This is a genomic window from Aromatoleum tolulyticum, assembly GCF_900156155.1.
Classification (GTDB): Bacteria; Pseudomonadota; Gammaproteobacteria; order Burkholderiales; family Rhodocyclaceae; genus Aromatoleum; species Aromatoleum tolulyticum.
In genome coordinates this window covers 192,828-217,664 of sequence record NZ_FTMD01000004.1, presented here as the reverse complement: position 1 = coordinate 217,664, position 24,837 = coordinate 192,828, and the positions used below count along the sequence as shown (strand labels likewise).

At 68.5% G+C, this 24,837-nt stretch carries 18 protein-coding genes; 11 read left to right on the top strand and 7 right to left on the bottom strand.

The window, feature by feature from the left end; translation table 11 throughout:
- The first annotated feature begins 23 nt into the window (after positions 1-23).
- Positions 24-1,796 carry an autotransporter assembly complex protein TamA gene (locus BW991_RS07935; protein ID WP_076601547.1) on the top strand — a complete coding sequence of 591 codons (1,773 nt, stop codon included), beginning with the start codon at positions 24-26 and terminating at the stop codon, positions 1,794-1,796.
- A gap of 19 nt (positions 1,797-1,815) precedes the next feature.
- On the opposite strand, the gene BW991_RS07930 is transcribed toward BW991_RS07935, so the two are convergent.
- The 4 genes from BW991_RS07930 to BW991_RS07915 are packed head-to-tail and all read right to left on the bottom strand — an operon-like array spanning position 1,816 to position 9,022.
- Complete coding sequence (locus tag BW991_RS07930) at positions 1,816-3,528, bottom strand: putative bifunctional diguanylate cyclase/phosphodiesterase (RefSeq protein WP_076601546.1); 1,713 nt, start codon at positions 3,526-3,528, stop codon at positions 1,816-1,818.
- Between the two features lie 38 nt (positions 3,529-3,566).
- Positions 3,567-4,964 carry a cyclic di-GMP phosphodiesterase gene (locus BW991_RS07925; RefSeq protein ID WP_076601545.1) on the bottom strand — a complete coding sequence of 466 codons (1,398 nt, stop codon included), beginning with the start codon at positions 4,962-4,964 and terminating at the stop codon, positions 3,567-3,569.
- 6 nt (positions 4,965-4,970) lie between these two features.
- Positions 4,971-7,565 carry an EAL domain-containing protein gene (locus BW991_RS07920; protein WP_076601544.1) on the bottom strand — a complete coding sequence of 865 codons (2,595 nt, stop codon included), beginning with the start codon at positions 7,563-7,565 and terminating at the stop codon, positions 4,971-4,973.
- Positions 7,562-9,022 (bottom strand): ABC transporter substrate-binding protein, encoded by a 1,461-nt coding sequence (locus BW991_RS07915; RefSeq protein WP_076601543.1) that lies wholly within the window; start codon positions 9,020-9,022, stop codon positions 7,562-7,564. Before BW991_RS07915 ends, BW991_RS07920 begins: the two co-directional genes overlap by 4 nt.
- Positions 9,023-9,322: 300 nt before the next feature.
- Between BW991_RS07915 and BW991_RS07910 the strand changes: the two genes are divergently transcribed.
- On the top strand, positions 9,323-10,519 hold the full coding sequence (locus tag BW991_RS07910; protein WP_076601542.1) for an amino acid aminotransferase: 1,197 nt from the start codon (positions 9,323-9,325) through the stop codon (positions 10,517-10,519).
- 92 nt (positions 10,520-10,611) lie between these two features.
- Here BW991_RS07910 and BW991_RS07905 read toward each other — a convergent pair whose 3' ends face one another.
- Entirely contained in the window at positions 10,612-11,835 is a 1,224-nt protein-coding gene (locus BW991_RS07905; protein ID WP_076601541.1) for a CaiB/BaiF CoA transferase family protein, read from the bottom strand.
- A gap of 482 nt (positions 11,836-12,317) precedes the next feature.
- Here BW991_RS07905 and BW991_RS07900 point away from each other — a divergent pair, with 482 nt between their 5' ends.
- The 7 genes from BW991_RS07900 (at position 12,318) to BW991_RS07870 (ending at position 19,438) form a co-directional block, all read left to right on the top strand.
- On the top strand, positions 12,318-13,346 hold the full coding sequence (locus BW991_RS07900; protein WP_076601540.1) for a TRAP transporter substrate-binding protein: 1,029 nt from the start codon (positions 12,318-12,320) through the stop codon (positions 13,344-13,346).
- 15 nt (positions 13,347-13,361) lie between these two features.
- Positions 13,362-15,263, top strand: coding sequence for a TRAP transporter large permease (locus BW991_RS07895; protein WP_084205004.1), 1,902 nt, complete (start codon positions 13,362-13,364; stop codon positions 15,261-15,263).
- Between the two features lie 92 nt (positions 15,264-15,355).
- Complete coding sequence (locus tag BW991_RS07890; RefSeq protein WP_076601539.1) at positions 15,356-16,549, top strand: acyl-CoA dehydrogenase family protein; 1,194 nt, start codon at positions 15,356-15,358, stop codon at positions 16,547-16,549.
- The gene (locus tag BW991_RS07885; RefSeq protein WP_076601538.1) at positions 16,549-17,331 is read left to right on the top strand and encodes an SDR family NAD(P)-dependent oxidoreductase; all 783 of its coding nucleotides are present in this window, start codon (positions 16,549-16,551) and stop codon (positions 17,329-17,331) included. The genes BW991_RS07890 and BW991_RS07885 overlap by 1 nt, the downstream gene beginning before the upstream one ends.
- Before the next feature lie 17 nt (positions 17,332-17,348).
- Entirely contained in the window at positions 17,349-18,365 is a 1,017-nt protein-coding gene (locus BW991_RS07880; RefSeq protein WP_076601537.1) for a phosphotransferase family protein, read from the top strand.
- A complete protein-coding gene (locus BW991_RS07875) occupies positions 18,365-18,733 on the top strand; it encodes a DUF6285 domain-containing protein (protein WP_076601536.1) in 369 nt (122 codons plus the stop codon). The genes BW991_RS07880 and BW991_RS07875 overlap by 1 nt, the downstream gene beginning before the upstream one ends.
- A 27-nt stretch (positions 18,734-18,760) precedes the next feature.
- The gene (locus BW991_RS07870; RefSeq protein ID WP_076601535.1) at positions 18,761-19,438 is read left to right on the top strand and encodes a histidine phosphatase family protein; all 678 of its coding nucleotides are present in this window, start codon (positions 18,761-18,763) and stop codon (positions 19,436-19,438) included.
- 81 nt (positions 19,439-19,519) lie between these two features.
- Here the strand turns inward: BW991_RS07870 and BW991_RS07865 are convergent, their stop codons facing one another.
- Both BW991_RS07865 and BW991_RS07860 read right to left on the bottom strand, forming a co-directional pair.
- On the bottom strand, positions 19,520-20,209 hold the full coding sequence (locus BW991_RS07865; protein ID WP_076601534.1) for a GntR family transcriptional regulator: 690 nt from the start codon (positions 20,207-20,209) through the stop codon (positions 19,520-19,522).
- A gap of 41 nt (positions 20,210-20,250) precedes the next feature.
- Positions 20,251-21,975 carry a thiamine pyrophosphate-binding protein gene (locus BW991_RS07860; protein ID WP_076601533.1) on the bottom strand — a complete coding sequence of 575 codons (1,725 nt, stop codon included), beginning with the start codon at positions 21,973-21,975 and terminating at the stop codon, positions 20,251-20,253.
- 201 nt (positions 21,976-22,176) lie between these two features.
- Between BW991_RS07860 and BW991_RS07855 the strand changes: the two genes are divergently transcribed.
- Positions 22,177-23,745, top strand: coding sequence for a class I adenylate-forming enzyme family protein (locus tag BW991_RS07855; protein WP_076601532.1), 1,569 nt, complete (start codon positions 22,177-22,179; stop codon positions 23,743-23,745).
- A gap of 93 nt (positions 23,746-23,838) precedes the next feature.
- Positions 23,839-24,819: an AEC family transporter gene (locus tag BW991_RS07850; RefSeq protein ID WP_076601531.1), complete on the top strand. Its 981-nt coding sequence runs from the start codon at positions 23,839-23,841 to the stop codon at positions 24,817-24,819.
- Positions 24,820-24,837: the final 18 nt, after the last annotated feature.

The window sequence follows — 24,837 nt, the reverse complement described above, 5'->3', positions numbered from 1 at the left end:
GTCGTGGCCGGTACAATCCGGCCATGACCGTCCGTCGTGTCCGAGCGTCCGGCGTGCGCGCGTTCGTGGCGCTGTGCCTTGCCGTGCTGCCGCCACTCGCCGCCGCGCAGCAGCCCCTGCACGTGCAGCTCGATGCGCCCCCGAGCGTACGCCCGCTGCTCGAACGGCACCTGCGCATCCTCAACCGCAGCGATCAGACGTTGCCCGCCGAGCGCGCCGACCGCATCGCGCTCGCACGCCGTGCGCGACGCGAGGCGGCCGAACTGCTCGCGACCGAGGGCTATTTTTCGCCCGAAGTGCGGCTGGAACGTGAGGATGAGGACGACTGGGAGCTCACCGTCGTGCCGGGCACGCCGGCGAAGATCGTCGCGGTCGACGTGCAGTTCGAAGGTGCGCTGGCGGGCGAAGGCGAGGCACTCGCGGCGCGGCGTGCGCAGCTCCGCACTGCCTGGTCGCTCGCCGCCGGACAGGTGTTCCGCCAGTCGGCCTGGGATGACGCCAAGCGGCGTCTGCTCGACGAGGTCGCATCGCGCGACTACGCGACGGCGCGGATCGCCGACAGCCGCGCCGAGGTCGATCCCGACGCGGCGACCGTGCGTCTGGCGGTGACCGTCGATTCCGGGCCGCCCTTCTTCCTCGGACCCATCGAGGTGTCCGGGCTGAAGAATCTTCCGCCCGATCTCGTCGAGCGTTTCAGCCGGCTGCAGCCGGGGCGCCCGTTCAATCAGGACGAGCTGCTGGCGCTGCAGGGCACCCTGCAGAACGTGCCGCAGTTCGCGTCCGTGGTCGTCGACATCGAGCGCGACCCGGCGCTGGCGGCGGCGGTGCCGGTGCGCGTGCAGGTTTCCGAAGCACGCTCGCGCCAGCTCGGCTTCGGCGCCGGTTATTCGAGCAATACCGGCTTCCGTGGCGAGATCAGCTGGCGCGACATGAACCTGTTCGGCCGCGGCTGGGAGCTTGCCAGCGCCCTGCGCGTGGAGCAGCTGCGCCAGTCGCTGTTTGCCGACGTGTTCCTGCCGCCCGCGCCGGAGGGCCATCGCGACAGCGTCGGCGCCGCCGCCGAGCGCAGCACCGTCGAGGGACTCACGCTGACGACGCAGGCAGTCGGGGTGGCGCGAACGAACACCCGTGCGATCGCCGGCGGCACCACCATAGACACGCGGCTCGCGCTGCGCATGCAGCAGGAGGAGCGCAAGCTCGACGGCGGCGATACGACCCGGCGCAAGGCGCTGACGCTGAACTGGTCATGGACGCGCCGCGCGGTCGATGACGCGCTCGATCCGCGCCGCGGCGACGTGCTGCAGCTCGAGATCGGCGGCGGCTCGCGCGCGCTGCTGTCGGACCAGAACTTCGTGCGCCTGTATGGCCGCTACGTGCGCTATGTGCCGGTGGTCGAGCGCGACGTGCTGATCCTGCGCGCGGAGGGCGGCGCGACACTGGCGAAGAGCCGCGACGGCGTGCCGCAGGACTTCCTTTTCCGCACCGGCGGCACCCAGAGCGTGCGCGGCTATGCGTACCAGAGTCTCGGCGTGGAGGAGGCGGATGCGATCGTCGGCGGGCGCTACCTCGCGACCGCGAGCGCCGAGTACGTGCATTGGTTCCGGCCGCAGTGGGGCGCGGCGGCCTTCGTCGATATGGGCGATGCGGCGGACGACCGCGACATTTTCGAGCTGAAGAAGGGCTACGGCGTCGGCGCGCGCTGGAAGAGCCCCGCCGGCCCGCTCGCCCTCGACCTTGCGTGGGGGCAGGCGGAGCGGCGCCTGCGCCTGCATTTCGGCATCGCGATCGCGTTCTGACCGCGAAGCGGGCGCGGGCTCACTCCGCGTTGCGGGCCTGCACCCAGGGCACGAAATCCGCCGCGGGCATCGCCCGGGCGTACAGGAATCCCTGCGCGGTGTCGCAGCCCATGCGCCGCAGTTCGTCCGCGGTGGGCTGGTCCTCGACCCCTTCGGCCACCACGCGCATGCCGAAACCGTGCGCGAGCGCCTGCACCGTCGCGACGATCGCGTGATCGCGGCTCGAGCGCAGCATGTCGCGCACGAAGAGCTGGTCGATCTTGAGTTCGCTGACGGGGAGGTCGCGCATGTAGGCGAACGAAGAAAACCCCGTGCCGAAGTCGTCGAGCGACACGCCGCAGCCGAGCGCGCGCAGGGCCTGGATCACGCGGCCGGCGCGATCGCGATCCGAGATCAGCGCGCCTTCGGTGACTTCCAGCACCAGGCGGGCGGGGGGCACGCGCCAGGTTGCGAGGGTCTGTGCGACCAGTTGGGGCAGTTCCTCATCGTGCAGGTCTTCGGCGACGAGATTGAGCGACACCGGGATTTCGAGCCCCTGCGCATCGAGTTCGGACAGCATGCGCACCGCCTGGCCGAGGAGCCAGCGCGACAGCTCCGGCATCAGTCCCAGGCGGCCGGCGATGTCGATGATCTGCTGCGGCGACACCCACTCGCCGTCCACGCGCTGCCAGCGCAACAAGGCCTCGGCGCCGGCGCAGTGGCCGTTGTCGAGCCTGATCTGCGGCTGCAGCCACAGCTGGAACGGCGGATGGGTGATCGTGCGCGCGATGTCGCGCTCGAGGTCGATCTCGTGTTCCATGCGCGCGATCATGTCGGTATGGAAGCACACCACCGGTACCCCCGCACGGATCGCGCGGAGCAGCGCAGCGCGTGCCGCGTGCTCCAGGTCGTGTGCCGTGTCGCCGTCACCGGGGGCGCATGCCGTGCCGGCGTGAATCGATCCGCGCAACTGCGGCGTGCCGTGTTCGCGCAGCTGTTCGCAGATCTCGATCAGCCTGCGCGCGGCGAGCTGGACCTGGCCGGTGCTCTTCAGGTCGGGCATGATCAGCGCCCATTCCTGGTCCGCGATCGAGCACAGCATGTCGCCGGGGCGCAGCGCGCTGCTCATGGCGTCGCTGAGCTGCCTGCGCAGCCGGTCGCGCTGCGCGCTGAGCTGTTGCGGGCCGCCGCCGCCCCATGCGAGATGCAGCAATACGAGGCCGACCGGCTTGTGCTCGGCACTGTTCATCCGGCGCTCGAGCGTGTGCACGAACTGCGCGCGCGTGGGCAGCCCGGTCAACGGATCGACGCCTTCGCCCGCCGCAAGGCGCAGATCGAGGCGTTCGAACGATGCGCTTGCAAGCATCGCCTGCACCGCCTGGGTGAGTTTCGCCGTCGCCATCAGGATGTCGCATTCCGCATTGCCGGGCGGGCGCCCGTCGGCATGCAGCGTGGCGTGCACGGCTTCGAGCAGGCGCGTGCAGGCGGCCGCAGGCAAGGTCGGCGAACTGCCGTGCTGCTGGCAGTCCAGCCACGTCGCGGCGAGCGACTCGAGCCACGCGTTCGTGCCCCACTGCGACCGCTCGAGCAGTCGCGCATACAGCACCGTGTCGCTGGGTGCGGGCGGCCGCGCGCCGCCATGGCGTTCGAGGCATGCGGCAAAGGCGGCGTCGAGCGCGTCGTCGGGGACGGTCAGCGCGAACGCCCGCAGGGCCGCTGCGTCGGCCGCGGAATAACCGACCGCGGCGAGCATTTCGGCCGCGCGGCCCGGGGGAGCGTGCAGGGTCGTGTTCAGGATAGGTAGAACTCCGACGGGTCGATGCCATGGGCGCCGGTGGGCAGTGCGCGCAGGATCCGGTACGGTTCGCCAGCCGGTGTCAGGGGCGAGTAGAGCAGATCCAGCGTCGGCGGGTGATGGTTCGGCGTCTTGTCGGCGCACAGCAGCACCAGCACCCGCGGCTGCATGCGCCGGACGCGGTTCTGTGCGATCACGACGGCGATTTCGCCGGAATTGAGTTCGACCAGCGTTCCGGCGGGATACAGGCCGATGCACTGGATGAAGCCGTCGACGACATTGGCCGAGAACTTGACGTCGCGCTGCCGGATCAGCGCTTCGAGTGCACGCTGGGTGCTCAGCGGCTCGTCATAGGCGCGCTTGCTCGTCATCGCGCAGAAGGTGTCGACGAGGCCGGCCATCTCGGCGCGCAGGCCGATGGCTCCGTTGCTCAGTCCGGCAGGGTAGCCCGAGCCGTCGAGGCGTTCGTGGTGGCGGCTGACGATGTCGACCAGGCCCGGCATGGGATGGGGATCCTGCAGGATGATCTGCGTCGAGTACTCGACGTGCGCCTTGGCGATCTCCATTTCGATCCGGCTCAGGCGGCCTGCCTTCTGCAGCACGCGCTCGGGCAGGCGGATCTTGCCGATGTCCTGCATCATGCCGGCGACGCCCAGCACGGTCGCGCCGTCCTCGGAAAAGCCCATGCTGTGAGCGAACACCATCAGGTGCACGGTGACGTCGAGCGCGTGGTGGTAGCTGTAGCGATCGTACTTCTTGAGCCGGATCAGCCACAGCAGTGCGTCGGGGTTGCGCTTGACGCTTTGCAGCATGTCGTCGACGCATTCCGTCACCTGGGTGATGTCCGGCTTGCGGTTCTCGCGCACGTCCGCGATGACTTGTTCGAACACCGCTTCGGTCTGGGCAATGAGGGGAGATGCGCGGACCAGTTCGCGCTCGACGGAGTGGGTTTCAGGCCGATTCGCGACTGCTTCGCCCGCGAGCCGGCGCGCTGCGGCGGCGTCGAGGCCGCCCTTGCGCACGAGTGCGAGTGCTTCCAGGAAACTCAACGGGTTGCCGCCGGCGCCCGGCCCGGCAGCCGTCACCGCCTGGCGCCGTGCCGCGCGGCCCGGGTGCGGCGCGCTGGCGTCGTCCTGCGCGGCGGCGTAGTGCTCCCCGACCGAGCGGCTGCGGTCGATGAAGATGAAGCGGCAACATTCGCGCAGCTGCTCGAGGGTCCTGTCGTCGTCGATCAGGAAGCCCTGCAGCAGGAAGGGGGTGCCGATCCACGGGCGGTCGAGCTCGACGACGAACATGCCGATACGCGCGTCGGTCGCCGCGATCAGCTCCCTCCGCCCGTCCGACTTGTCGTCAGCGTCCGGTCTGCCCGGTCTCGTTCCGCCGCCCTTGCCCATATCCTGTCATGATGAGAATGCCCGACGACTAGGATTGTGCACCCAATCGGCGACAAAATCTTCAGGCGGAATCGGCGGCCCGAAAAGATATCCCTGCAGGACGTCCGATTCCTGATGGGCGAGGAAGCGCGACTGTACCTCGGTTTCGACCCCCTCGGCGACCACGCGCAGGCCCAGCGCGCGGGCCATGCGGATGGCCGCGACGACCAGGGCGCAGTCCTCGGCGTCGTCGGAGAGGTCGCGGATGAAGCTGCGGTCGATCTTGATCGTGTGGAAGGGGAAGGCGCGCAGGTAGCTCAGCGACGAGTAGCCGGTGCCGAAGTCGTCGAGGGCGACCGTGACGCCGATCGCCTCGAGTGCCAGCATCGCCTCGCGCACTTCGCCCGGATTGCGGATCAACAGTCCTTCGGTGACCTCGATCTCGAGCTGGTTGCGCGGAATCGCATGGCGCTCGACGCAGGCCCGGATGGTGTCGACGAGGCCGGGCGTGGCGAACTGGCGCGGCGACACGTTCACCGCGATCACGAAGTCGCCGCCGCAGGCCTCGCGCCAGCATGCCGCATGGCCACAGGCCTGATCCAGCACCCAGCTGCCGATGCTCACGATCAGCCCGCTCTGTTCGGCGATGGGGATGAAACGGTCCGGCGGCACACGCCCGAGTACCGGGTGCGTCCAGCGCAGCAGCGCCTCGGCGCCGACCAGCCGGCCGTCGCGCGCCGCGACCAGCGGCTGGAAATGCACCTGCAGTTCCCCGCGATCCAGCGCACCGCGCAGCTCGCGCTCGATCTCCATGCGCGCGACGGAGTCGTCGTGGATCTTCTGGTTGAAGAAGCGGAAGGTGTTGCGGCCCGCATCCTTCGCTTCGTACATCGCCAGGTCGGCATTGCGCAGCAGCACGGACGGGGCGTTGCCATCATCGGGGAAGAGCGATACGCCGATGCTGGGCGAGGCCGTGAACTCGCGCCCCTCGATCTGGAAGGGGGGCGTGAAGGCCTGGATGATCTTGGTGGCGACCGCGTCGGCATCGCTCGCCTGCGCGACACCGAGGATGATGAGGAATTCGTCGCCGCCCAGGCGCGCGACGGTATCCTCCGCACGGATCACCGAGCGCAGCCGCACGGACGCCTGGCACAGCAGCTCGTCGCCGGCGACGTGGCCGATCGTGTCGTTGATCTGCTTGAAGTTGTCGAGGTCGATGAACATCACGGCGCACATCGTGCCTTCGCGCGCCGCGCGCCCGGTGGCCTGCTGCAGGCGGTCGAGCGCCAGCGTGCGGTTCGGCAGTGCCGTGAGGCTGTCGTAATACGCCTGATAGGCGACCTTCTCCTCCTGGGTGCGCCGCTCGGTGATGTCCTCGCGCATCAGCAGGAGGTGCTCGGGCCGCCCCTGCTCGGTGCGCATCGCGACCAGGCGCAGGTGCTCCCAGTATTCGCTGCCGTCGGGGCGACAGCTGCGGCGTTCGCCGTCCCAGTCCTCGCAGGCCAGCAGGGCCGCGCGGAATTCCGCGTCGACTTCCCGGCTGCGTTCGGGATCGGCCGCCTCCGGCAGCGAACTCGCAAGCTGGGTGTCGGCCGGACGGCCGGTGACGCGCACGTAGGCGGCATTCGCATATTCCACGCGCCGGTCCGCGCTCGCGATCAGCACCCCGATGGGGTTCTGTTCGACGGCCTGCGACAGCATCCACAGCCGCGCGTTGGCCGTCGCCAGCGCCTGCGTGCGCTGCGCGACGCGATCCTCGAGCTCCTCCTGGGCGGCGCGCAGGCTGTGTTCGCGCGAGACGACGATCTCCTGCATCGCGTTGAACGCCTGGCCCAGGTCGCTGATCTCGTCGTCGCCGGAGATGGCGATCGGCTCGCGCTCCTCGCCCGCGGCAAGCCGGGTCGCGGCATCGCGCACCGTGCGCAGCCGGCGCGAGAGCGAGCGCGCGAAAACGACCAGCCCCGCAGCGAGGAACAGGAAGCCGCCCAGCGACAGCATGAGGAAGAAGCGCTGCTGCCGCTGCTGCTCTTCGCGCGCCTGCCGGTAGGCTTCGGTTGCGGCCTGCTCGGTCGCGCTGACCAGTTCGCGCAGGATCGACGATATCGCCGCGTGCGCGGTGCGCGTGCGCGTGCTGGTGATCGCTTCCGCCGCTGCGAGATCCATCTTTCCCGCGAGCTGGATGACTTCCTGCAGGTCGCCGCGGTAGTTGGCCCAGTGTTTTTCCAGCCGCCGCGCGTCGTCCGGGCGCGTGGACGCGAGCGCGACGAGGAAAGGCGCCAGCTCCGCGGTCATCGCCTCGATCTCGACCTGCATGCGCTCGGCGTATTGCGGGAGCGCGAACACGTCGCGCACCGTGGGCAGTTCGAGCTCCAGCGTGCGCAGCTCGTTGCTGCGCGTCTGCAGGCGATGGGTTGCGGCGAGCGGCTGCACCTGGCGGATGACGGTATTCTCGAGCCGCTGCTTCGCATCGTCGAGCACGCGGTTGCCGATCACCAGGATTGCCGCGACGAGCAGCCCCCCGAGCGCGAACATTATGGACAGCCGCACCAGCAGCGACTGGCGGAAGGGGCTCCGCCGGGCCGGCGCGGCGACAGCCGGGGAGGGGGCGTGCGGCAGGTTCATTTGCGGTTACCGAACTGGCGGCGGAACTCCGCCCACTGCCGGATCTGCTCGGCCCGGCCGAGCTTGTCCGTGATCTGTTCCCACTCGCTGCTCGTGCGGTTCATCGCTTCCTGCGCCCCGATCTCGCCGCGGGCGGCGGCAGTCAGGTTGCGGTCGAGCGCGGCGAGATACTGCGCGTCGCCGCGCAGTCCGGTGCCGGCCGGCTGCGTCACGGCCCATTCCCCGCTGAAGGTCTCGAGCGCTTCCGGCGTGTAGATCTTGCGGATGCGTGCGTCGCGCAGGTGGTTCCAGCGATACGGGTCGGCAAATCCGCCCGCCACGCCGATCGAGCGCGTCGATACGTCGGGGTCGGTCAGCCACATCGCGTACAGGAAGGCGAGGCGCGCATTGCGTGCCGACTTCGGAATCACGAGGTTGTTGCCGTAGATCAGCGTGTTGTGGCGCACGGTGCGGTTGTCCACGCGGCCGCCCGGCAAGGGGACGGCGGCGAATTTGCCGCGCACCGCAGAGCCTTCGGTGTTGAACATGCGCGCGGCGGCGATGGTGTTCATCGTCGCGAAGGCCTTGCCCTGGGCAAAAAGCGGCAGGGTGAAGTTGTAGTTCCGGCCGGCGTCGGTGATTCCCGGCGGCGAGTACTTCACCAGCGCAATGTAGTTTTCGGTTGCGGCGATGGCGCCGGGCATGTCGAGGCGCGGCCGCATCTGCTCGTCGAACAGCTCCGCGTGCGGCGCGGCGGACGACAGGAAGCGTGGCATCCAGAACATCCAGGCGCCTTCCTCGTCGCGCTCCTCGGCCGCTCCGTAAAGGCCCTGCGCCGGACGGTGGAAGAAGCGCACCAGGTCCTCGTACTCCGCCCAGGTCTTCGGCGCCGCGAGCGCACGCCCGTAGGTCTTGCGGAACGCCGCCTGCTCCTGCGCGTTTTCCATCAGGTCGCGGCGCAGGTACAGCAGCACCACGTCGCCGTCGGCCGGAATGGCGACGGTGCGCTCGCCCACCTTCGACTGCAGTTCCGGACGGATGTACCCGTCGCTGTCGTTGTCGTCGAAGCGATAGCCGTATTCGGCCATGAACGGCCCGATATCGGTGATCAGCCCGTCCGCCAGCAGATCCGGATACTCGTGGTTGCGTGCCACGGCGATGTCGATGTCGGGCGTGCCGCGCAGCGTCTCCCTGATCGGCTGCTGCGGCACGATATGGACGTCGAGCACGATGCCGGTCAGGTTTTCCCATTCCTTCTGCAGCGCCAGATCGGTGCCGAGGAAGGCATTGACGTTGCCCTGCTTGAATCCGAGGGTGAGTCGGGAGCCCGCTGGGACCTGGCCCGAGGCGATCAGCTTGCGCGCCGCGGCCACCGCCTTGTAGGCCTGCTCGCCGGCCCGTGCATCGGGGGCGACGAGCGCTCCGGCGGCGCACAGGGCGGCCGCGAGCAGCGGAACAAGGAATCTTCTTGAAGGCATCGCAGCTTGCATCCGTTCGTGTAGCTATAACCTAAGACGTAGTCGCGCTATTGTCACACAAAGTTACCATTTCCATGTCGTAGGGATGGCTGCGACCGGCTCGGCGGCCCCCCGAGGCGCGGGTGATCGGCGGTGCCCATATGATCCTGCGCGCCCCGACTGGTGCCCGACCGGTCCGATGGGCGACGCGCGGACCCGATCGGATACACTCCCGTACTTGCCGCCTGCGCGCGCCGTGTCACTTCGGCGCCGCCGCCGGCGACCGTTCAACCCGACCGATCATCGCGGAGCCGTTTGCCCATGTTCGAACACATCGACGCCTATCCCGGCGACCCCATCCTCACCCTCGTCGAAACCTTCATGCAGGATACGCGCGCGCAGAAGGTCAATCTCGGCATCGGCCTGTACTACGACGAGGAAGGCCGCATCCCGCTGCTCGGCTCCGTGCGCAAGGCCGAGGTTGCGCTCGCCGCGACCCCGCTGCCGCGCTCCTACCTGCCGATGGAAGGCGCGGCCGACTATCGCGCCGCCGTGCAGCGCCTGCTGTTCGGCCCGGAACACGCCGCGCTCAAGGCCGGGCGTATCGCCACGATCCAGACCATCGGCGGTTCGGGTGCGCTCAAGGTCGGCGCCGACCTGCTGAAGCGCTATTTCCCCGCCAGCGAGGTGTGGGTCAGCGACCCGACCTGGGACAACCACCGTTCGATCTTCGAGGGCGCCGGCATTGCCGTGCATGACTACCCCTATTACGACGCGGCCACCGGCGGCGTGCGCTTCGCCGACATGCTCGCGACGCTGAAGACCCTGCCGGCGCGCGCGATCGTGCTGCTGCACCCATGCTGCCACAATCCGACCGGCGTCGACCTGTCGCAGGAGCAGTGGCGCGAAGTCATCGCCGTCGCGAAGGAGCGCAATCTCATCCCCTTCCTCGACATCGCCTACCAGGGCTTCGGCGACAGCTTGGACGATGACGCCTTCGCCATCCGCGCGCTCGCGGATGCGGGCGTGAGCTTCCTCGTCAGCAACTCCTTCTCGAAGAACCTCTCGTTCTACGGCGAGCGCTGCGGCGGCCTCTCCATCGTGTGCAAGGACGCCGAGGAAGCTTCGCGCGTGCTCGGGCAGATGAAATTCACCGTGCGCCGCAACTACTCCAGCCCCCCGTTCCACGGCGGACGCGTCACCGCGATGGTGATGGACGACCCGGCGCTGTACGGCGAATGGACCGGCGAGGTCGACGCGATGCGCGACCGCATCCGTGCGATGCGCCGCAAGCTCCACGAAGTGATCAGCGCGCGCGTGCCCGGGCGCGACTTCAGCTACTTCATCAAGCAGCGCGGCATGTTCAGCTACACCGGCCTGAGCCCCGCGCAGGTCGACCGTCTGCGCGAGGAATTCGCCGTGTATCTCGTGCGCTCCGGCCGCATGTGCGTCGCCGGCCTCAACACCCGCAACGTCGAGTACGTCGCCGAAGCGATGGCTGCGGTCCTCAAGGACTGAGGTCGCGCCGCCTCTCCCCCGGTCCGCCGGGGGAGGGTGGCCGGGCAGTCTCTGCCGGCCCCATCGCCGCGGGACGCCCCTTGTGCGGGCGTTCACAGCACCCCGTCGGCGCGCAGGCGCGCGATCTCCCCGTCGGTCAGGCCGAGCGCTGCGCTCAGGATCTCGTCCGTATGCTCGCCGAGCGCCGGCGGCGGAAGGCGGTAATCGGGCGGCGTCGCCGACAGTTTCATCGGGTTCGCCACCAGCGGCACCGTGCCGGCGAGCGGGTGCGGAACCGTCACCTGCAGGCCGCGAGCAAGCACCTGCGGATCGGCGAAGACGTCGGCCAGCGTATTGATCGGGCCGCAGGGCACGGCCAGGGATTCCAGCGCCGCGATCCACTCCGCCGTGCTGCGCAGCACCGTGAGCTGCTTCAGCAGCGGGATCAGCGTGGCGCGGTGCCTGACCCGTTCCGCGTTGGTCGCAAAACGCGGGTCGCCGGCCAGTTCCGGGCGGCCCGCTTCGGCGCAGAAGCGCGCGAACTGCCCGTCGTTGCCGATCGCCAGGATCATGTAGCCGTCGGCGGTGGGAAAGTCCTGGTACGGCACGATGTTGGGATGCGCATTGCCCAGCCTTGAGGGCGAGCGGCCGGTGGCGAGATAGTTGGCCGCCTGGTTGGCGAGGCAGGCGACCTGCACGTCGAGCAGGGCGAGGTCGATGTACTGGCCTTCGCCGCTGCGCTCGCGCCACGCCAAGGCGGCGAGGATCGCGTTCGCGGCGTACAGCCCGGTTAGGATGTCGGTCAGCGCCACCCCGGCCTTCATCGGCCCGCCGCCTTCCTCGCCGTCGGGGCGGCCGGTGATGCTCATCAGGCCGCCCAGGCCCTGGATCAGGAAGTCGTAGCCGGCGCGCGAGGCGTACGGGCCATCCTGGCCGAAGCCGGTCACGGAGCAATACACGAGGCGGGGATTGACCGCCTTGAGCGATGCGTAATCGAGCCCGTACTGTTCGAGGCCGCCGACCTTGAAGTTCTCCAGCACGACGTCAGCCCCTGCCGCGAGGCGCTTCACGAGTTCCTGGCCCTCGGCGCGGGTGATGTCGATCGTGACCGAACGCTTGTTGCGGTTGGCGCACAGGTAGTACGCAGCGACGTCCGTGTCGGCGCCGTGCTCGTCCTTCAGCCACGGCGGGCCCCAGCCGCGGGTGTCGTCGCCGGTGCCGGGGCGCTCGACCTTGATCACGTCGGCGCCCAGGTCGGCGAGCATCTGGCTGCACCACGGGCCTGCCAGGATGCGCGAAAGGTCCAGTACGCGGATATGCGAAAGTGCGCTTGCCATGGGGTCTCGACCTGCGGAAAGCCCCCGGCCCATGTTGCGGCCGGGTGGTGTCTTGTGAAAAACGTGAACTGCAGCATTAACAGCGCGGCATGCTTCGGTCGCGTGCCGGCGCTCGGGCCTTGCGGCCGTTCCTCCTGCCGTGCGTTGCGTCGAGGATTGGCCCGAGCTTGATGCTATGCAACGCGGCGATCGGGTGCAAACGACATCTGCGCAGGGATTTGTGCGTTCTTGTCACTTCGAGCAGGGTACGGCGATCGGATCGTGTCCTCGCCTGCAGGGCGCCCGCGCGCACGGCATGCCCGTGCCTTGGGCGCTCCTTCGGTTTGTTGACATTGTTTGAATTCAGAATACACTAAGTCGTGCGTGAGCGAATTCCGAATTCAATGTGACGAGCGCAGAAGGGAGCGCCTGCGCAAACCGATTGCGACTCGAGCCGGCAAGGAGCACCGGCCGGGCACCGATACCCAAATGGAGGAGACACCATGGCAAACATCACCCGCAGACAATTCCTGACGGTCGCCGCACTCGCAGGGGCGACGGCGGTGAGTCGTAGCGCTTTCGCCCAGGCCGCCGCGGGCAAGCCGGCGGAATTCAAGCTGAAGCTCGGGACCGACCTGCCGGTGACCCACTCGGTCAATGTCCGCTTGAAAGAAGCCATCGATGCGATCGCCGCGGAAACGAACGGCCGCGTGGCGATCCAGCTGTTCCCCAACAACCAGCTCGGCAGCGACTCGGACATGATGTCGCAGATCCGTGCCGGCGCGCTGGAGCTGGCGACCTTCCCGGGTACCGTGATGTCGACGCTGATTCCGGCGACGTCCATCACCGGCGTGGGGTTCGCGTTCGGCAACTACAAGGAGGTCTGGTCGGCGATGGACGGCGAGGTCGGCAACCACATTCGCCGTTCGATCGAGAAGGTGAACCTGGTGCCGTTCGATACGGTGTGGGACAACGGTTTCCGCCAGATCACCAGCAGCACGCGTCCGATCCGCACGCCCGAGGATCTGCGCAACTTCAAGATCCGCGTGCCGGTCGTGCCGCTGTGGGTGTCGATGTTCAAGGCGATCGATGCGGCGCCGGTCAGCCTGCCGCTGAGCGAGGCCTATCAGGCCCTGCAGACCAAGGTTGCCGACGGCCAGGAGAACCCGCTCGCGCTGATCGATTCGGCGAAGTTCTTCGAGGTGCAGAAGTACTGCTCGCTGACCAACCACGCGTGGGACGGCTTCTGGTTCATCGCCAACGCGCGCGTGTGGAAGTCCCTGCCGGCCGACGTGCAGCAGGTGATGACGAAGCACATCAACGCCGCCGCGCGCAAACAGCGTGACGATATCGCCCGCGCGAACATCGACCTGCAGAAGACGCTGGAAGCCAAGGGCCTGACCTTCAACCAGGTGGATACCGCTGCCTTCCGCCAGGTGTTGAGCAAGAACGGTTTCTATTCGCAGTGGCGCGAGAAGTTCGGCTCCGAGGCCTGGGCCCTGCTGCAGCAATACGCCGGCGATATCGCCTGATCCCGCGAGGCCGTCATGAACACGATCGCCCATTCGCTGGGCGCGGCCGAGGCCGCGCCCGGGACTGCACACGCCAGCACGAAGAGCCGCCGGCTGCAATTCGCGCATGCTGCCGACCGGGTCTTCGCCTCGGCCGTCGAGGCTCTGGCCGCGACCCTCATCGTCGTCGAGATCTGCATCCTCTTCGCCGGCGTGGTCTCGCGCTACTTCCTGCACTCGCCGCTCGTGTGGACCGACGAGGCCGCGTCGATCCTGTTCCTGTGGCTCGCGAGCCTGGGTGCGGTGGTGGCGTTCCGTCGCGGCGAGCACATGCGCATGACCGCGCTGGTCGCGAAGGCGGCGCCGCACATGCAGGCCTTCCTCGACACGATCGCGGTCGCGGCGGCGCTCGCGTTCCTGATGTTCATCCTCGGGCCGGCGTACGAGTACGCGGCCGAAGAGGTCTATATCACGACGCCTGCGCTGGAACTCTCCAACGCGTGGCGCGCCGCGGCGCTCCCGGTGGGGCTCGCGCTGATGTGCGTGATGGGGATCATCCGCTTGCTGCGCGTGGGCAACTGGCGTCTCGTCGCGTCCGCGCTGGCGACCGTTGCCGTGATCTGCGGCGCCTTCTATGCGCTGGGGCCGGTGCTGCGCGAACTGGGCAACGCGAACCTGCTGATCTTCTTTGTCGGCGTCACGGCGGCGACGGTGCTGATCGGGGTGCCGATCGCGGTGTCCTTCGGGCTGGCGACCTTCGGCTTCCTGGCGCTGACGACCCACATGCCGGTGATGGTGCTGGTGGGACGCATGGACGAAGGCATGTCGCACCTGATCCTGCTGTCGGTGCCGCTGTTCGTATTCCTCGGCCTGCTGATCGAGATGACCGGCATGGCGCGCGCGATGGTCGCCTTCCTCGCGAGCCTGCTGGGGCATGTGCGCGGCGGGCTGTCCTACGTGCTCCTCGGGGCGATGTACCTGGTGTCGGGCATATCGGGGTCGAAGGTCGCCGACATGGCGGCGGTCGCGCCGGTCCTGTTTCCCGAGATGAAGGAGCGTGGCGCCAAGTCCGGCGACCTCGTTGCGCTGCTGTCGGCAACGGGGGCGCAGACCGAGACGATCCCGCCGAGCCTGGTGCTGATCACGATCGGATCGGTGACCGGGGTGTCGATTGCGGCGCTGTTCACCGGCGGGCTGTTGCCGGGGCTGGTGCTGGGGGTCTCGCTGTGCTTCGTCGTGTGGCTGCGCTACCGCAAGGAGGACCTGTCGAAGGTGCGAAAGGCGAGCCGCCGCGAAATCGGGAAGGCCTTCGTGGTCGCGCTGCCGGCGATCGCGCTGCCGTTCGTGATCCGCGCGGCGGTGGTCGAAGGGGTCGCGACGGCGACGGAAGTGTCGACGCTGGGCATCGCCTATGCCCTGATCGTCGGCCTGCTGATGCATCGCGAGGCGAAGTGGGGGCGCCTGTTCCCGATGCTGGTGGAAACGGCGGCGCTGTCCGGCGCGATCCTGCTGATCATCGGCACCGCGACCGGCATGGCCTGGTCGCTGACGCAGTCGGGCTTCTCGACCAGCCTCGCGCAGGCGATGGCCTCGCTGCCCGGTGGCGCGCCGATGTTCCTCGCGGTGTCGATCGTCGCCTTCATCATCCTCGGCAGCGTGCTCGAGGGCATCCCGGCGATCGTGCTGTTCGGGCCGCTGCTGTTCCCGATCGCGCGCGAGATGGGCGTGCATGAGGTGCATTACGCGATGGTCGTGGTGCTCGCGATGGGCGTCGGCCTGTTCGCGCCGCCGTTCGGCGTCGGCTACTACGCGGCCTGCGCGATCGGCAAGGTCAAGCCCGAGGAGGGGGTACGGCCGATCGTGGGTTACGTGCTCGCGCTCCTCGCGGGTCTCGCGATCGTCGCCGCCGTGCCCTGGATCTCCACGGGACTGCTGTAACCCCCCGGCAAATCAATGCGCGAGCGGTGGCGGGTGACGGCGCCCGCCACCGCAGCCCGAAAACCTATCGAACGAACGCAAAGGAGCAGGTAATGGATTTCTCCCTAAGCCCGGCGCTGCAGGAACTGCAGTTGCGAGTGCGCCGATTCATCGCCGACGAGGTGATCCCGCTCGAGAACGATCCGCGCCAGACGGCACATGGTCCGACCGAGGATCTGCGCAACGAGCTGGTCGCGAAGGCCCGCGCCGCGGGACTGCTGACCCCGCACGCATCGCGCGAGATGGGGGGGCTGGGCCTGTCGCACGTCGAGAAGGCGGTGGTGTTCGAGGAGGCCGGTTATTCGACGCTGGGGCCGACCGCGCTGAACATCCACGCACCCGACGAAGGCAACATCCACCTGATGGAAGCGGTCGCGTCGGACGCGCAGAAGGATCGCTGGCTGCGTCCGCTGGTGCAGGGGAAGACGCGCTCGTGCTTCGCGATGACCGAGCCGCCGCCGGGGGCCGGCGCGGACCCGTCGATGCTCGCGACGACCGCGGTGCGCGACGGCGACGAATACGTCATCGACGGTGTGAAGTGGTTCATCACCGGCGCGGAAGGCGCGTCCTTCGCGATCATCATGGCGAAGATGGAGGACGGCTCGGCGACGATGTTCCTGTCCGACATGGACCGCCCCGGCATCGAGCACGTGCGCACGATGAACGCCCTGGACTCGTGCTTCACCGGCGGTCACGGCGTGCTGCGCTTCAACCAGCTGCGCGTGCCGGCGACCGACGTGCTGGGCGAGCTGGGCAAGGGCTTCCGCTACGCGCAGGTGCGCCTCGCGCCGGCGCGCCTGACGCACTGCATGCGCTGGCTCGGCCAGGCGCGCCGCGCGCACGACGTCGCGCTGGCACACGCGCGCAGCCGCCAGGCCTTCGGCCGCACGCTCGGCGAGCACGAGGGCGTGAGCTTCATGCTCGCCGACAACGAGATCGACCTGCAGACCGCGCGCCTGCACATCTGGCACACGGCGTGGCTGCTCGACCAGGGCGAGCGCTGCAACTTCGAATCGAGCCGGGCCAAGGTCGCGTGCTCCGAGGCCGAGTGGCGCGTCGTCGACCGCAGCGTGCAGATCCTCGGCGGGCAGGGCGTCACGCACGAAACCATCGTCGCGCGCATCTTTTCCGACATGCGCGCCTTCCGTGTCTATGACGGCCCGAGCGAAGTGCACCGCTTCAGCATGGGCAAGAAGATCGTCGCCGGCCGCGGGGATGCGAGCGTGAAGCCAGGGGAGCAGCGCTGATGGACAAGGACTATCTAGGCAACCTGTTATCGCTCGACGGCAAGGTCGCGCTGGTCACGGGCGCCTCCAGCGGCCTGGGGCGGCACTTCGCGGCAGTGCTTGCCCGCGCCGGCGCCGAAGTCGTGGTCACCGCGCGGCGCACCGACAAGCTGCGGGACCTGGTCGGCGAAATCGAAGCCGCGGGCGGACGTGCGCATGCGGTTGCGATGGATGTGACGGATGCGCCGAGCGTCACCGCCGCCTTCGACCGCGCGGCGGCTGTCGCCGGCGTGCCCGACATCGTCATCAACAACGCCGGGCAGACGATCACCAAGCCCCTGCTGCAGCAGACCGAGGCCGACTGGGACAACGTGATCGATCCCAACCTCAAGGGCTGCTGGCTGGTCGGGACCGAGGCGGCGCGGCGCATGGTCGATGCCGGCAAGGCCGGGAGCATCGTCAACATCGCCTCCATCCTCGCCGAGCGTGTCGGCGGTGGCGTCGCCCCCTACACGATCTCGAAGGCCGGCGTGCTGCAGGCGACCAGGGCGATGGCGCTCGAACTGGCGCGTCACGGCATCCGCGTCAACGCGCTGATGCCCGGCTACGTCATCACGGACCTGAATCGCGATTTCCTCACCAGCGAGGCGGGCGACAAGCTGCGCATGCGCATCCCGAGCCGGCGTTTCTGCGAACTCGCGGATCTCGACGGGCCCCTGCTGCTGCTCGCTTCAGGGGCGGGCGGGGCGATGTCGGGGGCGAGCGTAGCGGTCGACCGCGCTCATCTGGTGAGCGGACTTTGAGCAGGATGGAAGGACTCATGGAAGAAACTTCACGCAAGGCGGTCGAACGCTTCGTCGCGACCGCCGCCGGGGCCTCCTCGGTCGCGATCGTCGGAGCGAAGCTGTTGTCCGGCGGGGCGGTGCAGGAAAACTGGCTCGTCGATCTGGAGATCGAAGGCGGCCCCCGCGCCGGTCGTATCGAGTGCGTGCTGCGCTGCGACTCGCCGACGGCGGGGGTGGCGATCAGCCACGGGCGCGCACAGGAATTCGCGCTGCTGAAGACGGTGTTCGACGCCGGCGTGCGGGTGCCCGAGCCTTTGTGGTTGTGCGCGGACGCGGCGGTGATCGGCCGGCCCTTTTTCCTGATGCGGCGCATCGCCGGCACGGCCGCCGCGCACGTCCTCGTCAAGGACCGTCGCGTCGGCGGCGACCGGGTGCGGCTTGCCGAGCAACTCGGCCGCGAGCTTGCGCGCATCCACACGGTGCGCCCGCCGCATGCCGCGCTAGACTTCCTGCCGCAGTATGAAGAGTCCCCGGCGCTGCACCGCGTCGCGCAGCATCGCGCCTTCCTCGACGCGCACCATACGGCGTACCCGGCGCTGGAATGGGGCTTGCGCTGGCTCGAGCGCCACGCGCCGGCGCGCGGTCTCGTCACGCTGTGCCATGGCGACTACCGCACCGGCAACTACATGGTCGACGACCACGGCCTCACCGGCATTCTCGACTGGGAGTTCGCCAGCTGGAGCGATCCGCTCGAGGACCTCGGCTGGCTTTGCGCGAAATGCTGGCGCTTCGGCAACGCCGCGGACGAGGCCGGCGGGATCGGCGCGCGCGAGGACCTCTATCGCGGCTACGAAAGCGAATCCGGGCGCCGCGTCGATCCCGACGCGGTGCGGTATTGGGAGGTCATGGCGCACACCGGCTGGGCGGTGATTGCGATCCAGCAGGCGGAGCGCCACTGCTCCGGCGAGGAAAATTCGTTGATGCTGGCGCTGACCGGCCATATCGTCCCGGAACTGGAATGGGAAATCCTCAACATGACGGAGAACGACTGATGCGCGAACAACCGAAGGGCGACGCACTGTTGGCCTGTGCGCGCCAGGTGCTGCGTGACGAAGTGATGCCGGCGCTGCCGGCAGAGCGCAAGTACGCGCTGCTGATGGTGATGAATGCGATGTTGATCGCCGAACGCCAGCTGCGTAACGGCGACGCGCCCGAAGCGCAGGAGCTGACCGAACTGCACGCCGCGCTCGACGACTCTAAGGTCGGGCTTGCCGAAGGCAACCGGCGCCTTGCGCGGCTGCTGCGCGAAGGCGCGGGCGACCCGGGCAAGCCGCGCCGCGCCGCGCTGTTCGCGCATCTGCGCGCGGCAGGCGGGCGGCGGCTTGCCGAAAGCAATCCCAAGGCGCTGCCGAAATCCTGAGCGGCGCGGCAACAGGAGGTTGATCCGGTGAGCGTCCTGATCCTGATGCGCCACGGGCAGGCCTCGTTCGGCGAAACGCACTACGACACGTTGTCGACGCTCGGTCGGCAACAGGCACGGGCGACCGGGCACTGGTTGCGTGAACGGGCCGAAACCTTGACGAGTATCCGGCATGGCCCGAGAGCCCGCCAAGTCGATACGGCGGGACTCGTGGTCGAGGCTGCCGACTTCGGGCTGTCGCCGGAACAGGTGACGGGGCTCGACGAGTTCGCGGAAGGGGAGGAAGTGCTCGCGGCCGCGGCCGCCTTGTTCGGCCGCCCGATGAGCGGGCCGGAGGCCCCTGCGCGCCGCGAGCAGCTGCGCTGCTACGAAGCGGCGTACGAGGCTTGGTCGCGCGGGGAGCTCGACATCCCCGGGCGTGCGTCATATGGCGAGTTCCGCTCGGACGTGCGCCAGTGGTTGCGTGACGTCGTCGCCGTCCCGGCTGCCCCCTCGGGGCAGCGGATTCTCGCGGTGACCTCGGCCGGCGTGATCGCCGCGGCGGTCTGCGATGTTCTCGGCCTGCCCGAGGCGCAGTGGTGCGCACTCGTGCGCGTCATCAACAACGCATCGACCACCGAGCTCGTATTTTCGCAGGGACGCGTCGCGCTCCGCACCTTCAACAGCGCCGCCCATCTGGCGCCCGAGCTGACTTCGCCCATCTGATGCTGCGCCCGCTCGCGTAGCGAGAAGCAAAAAAGGGGCAGACCGTGGCCACGGTCTGCCCCTGTCCGCTTGAACGGCGAATCAGGCCGTTGCTTCCTCGCTCTCGGAGGCCGTGCCGTTTTCCTGCAGACGCTGGATCATGAAGTTGGCGGCCTGGGAGATATGCTGCCGTCCGAGCTCCTCCGCCTTCTGTGCGTCCCCGACTGAGATCGCGTCCAGCATGGCCTCGTGCTGCCCCCAGACGTTGCGCGGCTGCTCGTCGTAGATCAGCACTTCGCCCATCACGCGCTGGGTGTTCGTCCAGTGGGCCTCCATTGCCGGCGCAATGAAGGGGTTCTCGGACAACGCATAGATGAAGTGGTGGAAGGCCATGTCCGCGGAAATCATCGCGCTGTACGAGCCCGCGGCGACCGCCTTGCGTCCGGCGCGGATGAGCGCCGGACCCTTGGCCTTCGCCTGTTTGGCATTGAGCTCCGCCGCCCGGCGGCAAGCGAGTCCCTCGATGACGGCACGTATGTCGTACATGTCGCGGACGTACTTGATGTCGAGCGGGGCGACCAGCAGACCGCGCCCCGGAGCGTCGCGCAGCACGCCCTGGTTGCGCAGCAGCGCCAGGGCCTGCTGGACGGGCTGACGGGAGACCCCGAGCTCCTTGGCGATCTGCTCCTGAATGATCCGCGTCCCGGGGCGCAGCTTGCCGCCCGAGATCTCTTCGAGGATCGCCTTTTGGACTTGCTCGACCAGCTTGGGTTGGGTTTCAAGGATTTTCATGGAGCATAACTCTATCGCGTCAAGGGGATATCAAGCTAGTTCTATTCCTGATCGTTGCCATCGCGCCAGCGGCGCTCCGCCTCGTTCCACGCGGCCAGCGGCTGCAGATCCGGAACCCATGCGAGGCCGGACTTGGCGTCGGAGGACGCGGCATCCGGCGTCACGAGGACGTCGAGCAGGGCCGGCCGGTTGGCCAGCGCGCGTTGGATCGCACCGGGCAGATCTTCCGCCTTTTCGACCCGCTCGGCGTGCATTCCGAATGCGCGCGCCATCGCGGCGTGGTCCGAGAACTGCAGGCGCGTGCCGCACACCTTGCCATGCGTTTCCTGCTGGTCGCGCACCTCGATCGCCCACGCCCCGTTATTGGCTACGACAACCAGGACGGGCGCTTTGTGCCGCACCGCGGAGTCGAGCTCCATCGCATTGAAGCCGAAGGCCCCGTCGCCGGTCGCGACCACCACCGTGCGGTCGGGGCAGGCGAGGCTGGCGGCCACGCCGAAGGGGGTGCCGACACCGATGCAGCCGAGCGAGCCGGGGTCGAGGTAGGTGGTCGCCGGCAGGCCGACGCGCGCGAAGCTCAGGAAGTCGCCGCCGTCGGCGACGACGACCGCGTCCGCAGGCAGCGCATCGCGCAGGGCTGCCACGAGGCGATTGGGATGCATCAGTCCGTCACTGCCGTCGGGTGCGGTGCGCATCGACGTCACGAGTTTGTCGGCCCGCTCGCAGTGCTTGGCGCGGAGCGAGTAGGTCCAGTCGGCATCGGTGGCGGAGATGCGGTCGCCCGCTGCCTGCAGAATCGCTTCGAGCGCCAGCGTCGGGGTGGCCATCAACTCCACCGCGCCGCGCCGGTTGTCGCGCAGTTCCGCGGCGCAGTCGGCGATGCGCAGGAAGCGTGCGTCGCCGAACACGGCGGGCGAGCCGTAGGCGAGCTGGAAATCCAGGCGCCGGCCGAGCGTGATCACCAGGTCTGCCTGCCCCATCACGGAGCCGCGCATGGCTGCCACGACGGAGGGATGGTCTTCGGGCACGAGGCCGCGGCTCTCGCCGGTGTCGAGATAGGCCGCGTTGAGGCGGCTCAGGAGCCGGCAGAGCGCATCGCCCGAGCCCTGCGCGCCGCGTCCCGAGATGAACAGCGGGCGCTTCGCCGACCACAGCAGCTCGACCGCGGCCTGCACGGCGGCGGGATCGGGGGCCAGCGTCGGCATCGGCTTCGGCGCGAAATGCTCGGGCAGCTGCACCGCGAGCGGAACCTCGCCGCGCAGCGTGTCGACGGGGAAGTCGAGATACACCGGACCGGGCTCTCCGCCCTGGCCCACGGCGCGGGATACCGCCTCGTCCAGCTCCTGCAGCACGAGTTCGGGCTGGCGCACGGTGCGCGCGTAGCGGGTGATCGAGCGCACGAGGTCGGTGTGCACGATGTCCTGCAGCGCGCCGCGGTTCTCCTGCGGGCGCGGCGGCAGGCCGGACAGCACCAGCACCGGCACGCGGGCGACGTGCGCGTTGGCGATGCCGGTCATGGCGTTGGTGACGCCGGGGCCGGCGGTCACCATCGCGACGCCGAAGCCGCCGTTGAGCTGCGCGTCCGCGTGGGCCATGTACACCGCCGCGCGTTCGTCGCGCACGTCGATGATGCGGATGCCCTCCGCGTCGAGCCGCATCCAGATCGGCATGATGTGGCCGCCGCACAGGCTGTACACGCGCTTTACGCCGCGCTGCTTGAGAAAGCGGGCGATGACCGCCGCCGCCGACTGCTCCGAAATTGCCATGGTACTCACGGTGTCTCCTCCTGTTGTTCGTGCCTGCAGCGCCCAAGGGGTTGTGGGTGTCGGGGTCGGGCGCATCGCAAAGCGGTGTTGCAAACGGGTTCGTTTCGCTTAGAATCCTATCGCATTCTGAATTCAGAAGTCTATAATTTCTTCAGCGTTCGGAATTCTGAACCCGGACACCACCCCAAGGAGACACCGCCCATGAGCCACCTGCTGACCATTTCCGATGCCGTTGCCACCCACGCCAGACTGACGCCCGAGAAGCTCGGCACGCGGGATTCGCGGCGCTCCCTGACCTACGCGCAGTGGGACGAGCGCGCCAACCGCCTCGCTGCCGGAATGCTCGGTCTGGGCCTGCACACGGGCGACCGGGTTGCGGTGCTCGCCTACAACTGCATCGAGTGGATGGAGATGTACGTCGCCCTCGCGCGTGCGGGCCTCGTGGCGGTGCCGCTCAATTTCCGCCTGACGGCGCCCGAGATCGCCTACATCCTCGGCAACTGCGAAGCGGGTGCGCTGATCGCGGGCGCCGAGTTCGTCGACACGGTGGATTCGATCCGCGACGAGCTGGGCGGGGTGCGGGGGCGCTGCGTCGTCCTCGGCGCGCAGGCCGGGGCCGGGTGGATCGGCTACGAGGACCTGGTTGCGCAGTCGAGCGCGGCGACCGAGTTTGCGCGCGTGAATGCGGAGGAAACCTGCGCGCTGCTCTACACGTCGGGAACGACGGGGCGTCCGAAAGGGGCGATCCGCAGCCACGCGGGCAGCACGCTGATCGCGCTCGCGACGGCGCTCGAAATGGGGTTCACGCGCGACGACACGGCGCTGCTGGTGATGCCGATGTGTCATGCGAACTCGCTGTACTTCGGCACGACCTTCATCCACATGGGCGCGACCTGCGTCATCGACGACCGTCGCAGCTTCGATCCCGAGGCGCTGGTGGCGACGCTGGCGCAGGAGAAGGTGACCTTCACGTCGCTGGTGCCGACGCACTACATCATGATCCTGGCGCTGCCGGACGAGGTGAAGCGGCGTTACGACATGAGCAGCGTGGGCAAGCTGATGATCTCATCGGCGCCCGCACGCAAGGACACCAAGCTCGCGATCCTCGAATACTTCCGCAACGGCAAGCTGTACGAACTCTACGGGTCCACCGAGGCGGGCTGGGTCACGCTGCTGCGGCCCGACGAGCAGATCGTCAAGCTCGGCTCGGTCGGACGCGAATGGGCCGGCAGCGGCGCGATCCGCCTGCTCGACGAGAACGGCTGCGAGGTGGCGGACGGCGAAGTGGGCGAGCTTTTCTCGCGCACGTCCTACGTGTTCGACGGCTACTGGAAGAACCCGGAAAAGACGACCGAGGCTTTCCGTGGTGAATGGTGCTCGGTGGGCGACATGGCGCGCCGCGACGCGGACGGCTACATCTGGCTCGTCGACCGCAAGAGCAACATGATCATCAGCGGCGGCGAGAACATCTACCCGTCCGAGGTCGAAGGCGTGCTGGGCGGCCATCCCAAGGTCAAGGACGTGGCAGTCATCGGCATCCCGCACGACAAGTGGGGCGAGACGGTCCAGGCCGTGATCGTCCTGCATGACGGCCAGAGTGCCGACGTCGAGGAGATGCAGGCGTGGTGCCGGCAACGCCTGGCGGGATTCAAGTGCCCGCGTTCGGTGATGTTCATCGCGGATTCCGAGATGCCGCGCACCGCCACCGGGAAGATCCTGCACCGCGTGCTGCGCCAGCGGCTCGTTCCCTCCGAGTCTGTCCCGGCATGACGGCCAGACGGCGGCAGTCCCGGTGGGGCTGTCGCCGGATCACATTTTCGGCCTCGCTGCCCCGGGGGCGATACGGACGAGAGAGACGTTTGCATGGAACAGATCCTGTTGGTGACCTTTCCTTTTTTCGCGCTGGTGTTGTGCGGCTATCTCGCGGCGCGGCACCGGATGCTGCCGCTGGAGGCGATCCCGGGTCTGAACACCTTCGTGCTGTACTTCGCGCTGCCGTGCATGCTCTTTCGCTTCAGTGCCGGGACGCCGATCGCCAAGCTCCTCGATGTCGGCGCATTCGCGATCTACGCGATCTGTGCGCTGGCGATGGTGGCCCTGACCGTCCTGACGACGCGAAAGGGGGCCGTAGGATGGAACGACGCCTCGTTCGGCGCGCTGGTGGCGGCGTTCCCCAACTCCGGCTTCATGGGCATGCCGCTGCTCGTGTCGCTGCTGGGCACGCGCGCAGCCGCTCCCGTGATGGTGCCCCTCGCGGTGGATATGGTGATCACCTCGTCACTGTGCATTGCGCTGTCGCGCGTGAGCACGGCCGACGCCGGCGGCGCGCGGATGGCGGCCATGAAAGCGCTCAAGAGCGTGATGGTCAATCCCCTGCCGTGGGCGATCATGCTCGGCGGCCTGTCGTCTGCGACCGGGTTCTCGCTGTACCAGCCCCTGATGCGCGTCATCGAGATGCTTGCCGATGCTGGGTCGCCGACGGCCTTGTTCACCATCGGCGCGGTGCTCGCGCGATCCCAGCTCGCGGCGAAAGCGCAGGCGGCCGGCGGCCGCGAGGTCGGTGACGTGCCGCAAGTGGTGTTCTTCAAGCTGATCGTCCATCCCGCGCTGGTGCTCGGTATCGGGACGCTCGCCATCGCGGCCGGACTGCCGCTGGAGCCGTTCACGCTGACTGTCCTCGTGCTCGTGGCCGCCCTGCCGAGCGCGAGCAACGTACCGATGCTCACCGAGCGGTTCGGCGCGGATACCGGGCGTGTCGCCCGCGTCGTCCTTGTCACGACGGCGTGTGCCTTCCTTACGTTCTCGGCCGCAGTGGCGATGCTGGTCGACCAAGGCGGCACTTAGGCCTGCCGTTCGTCCCGC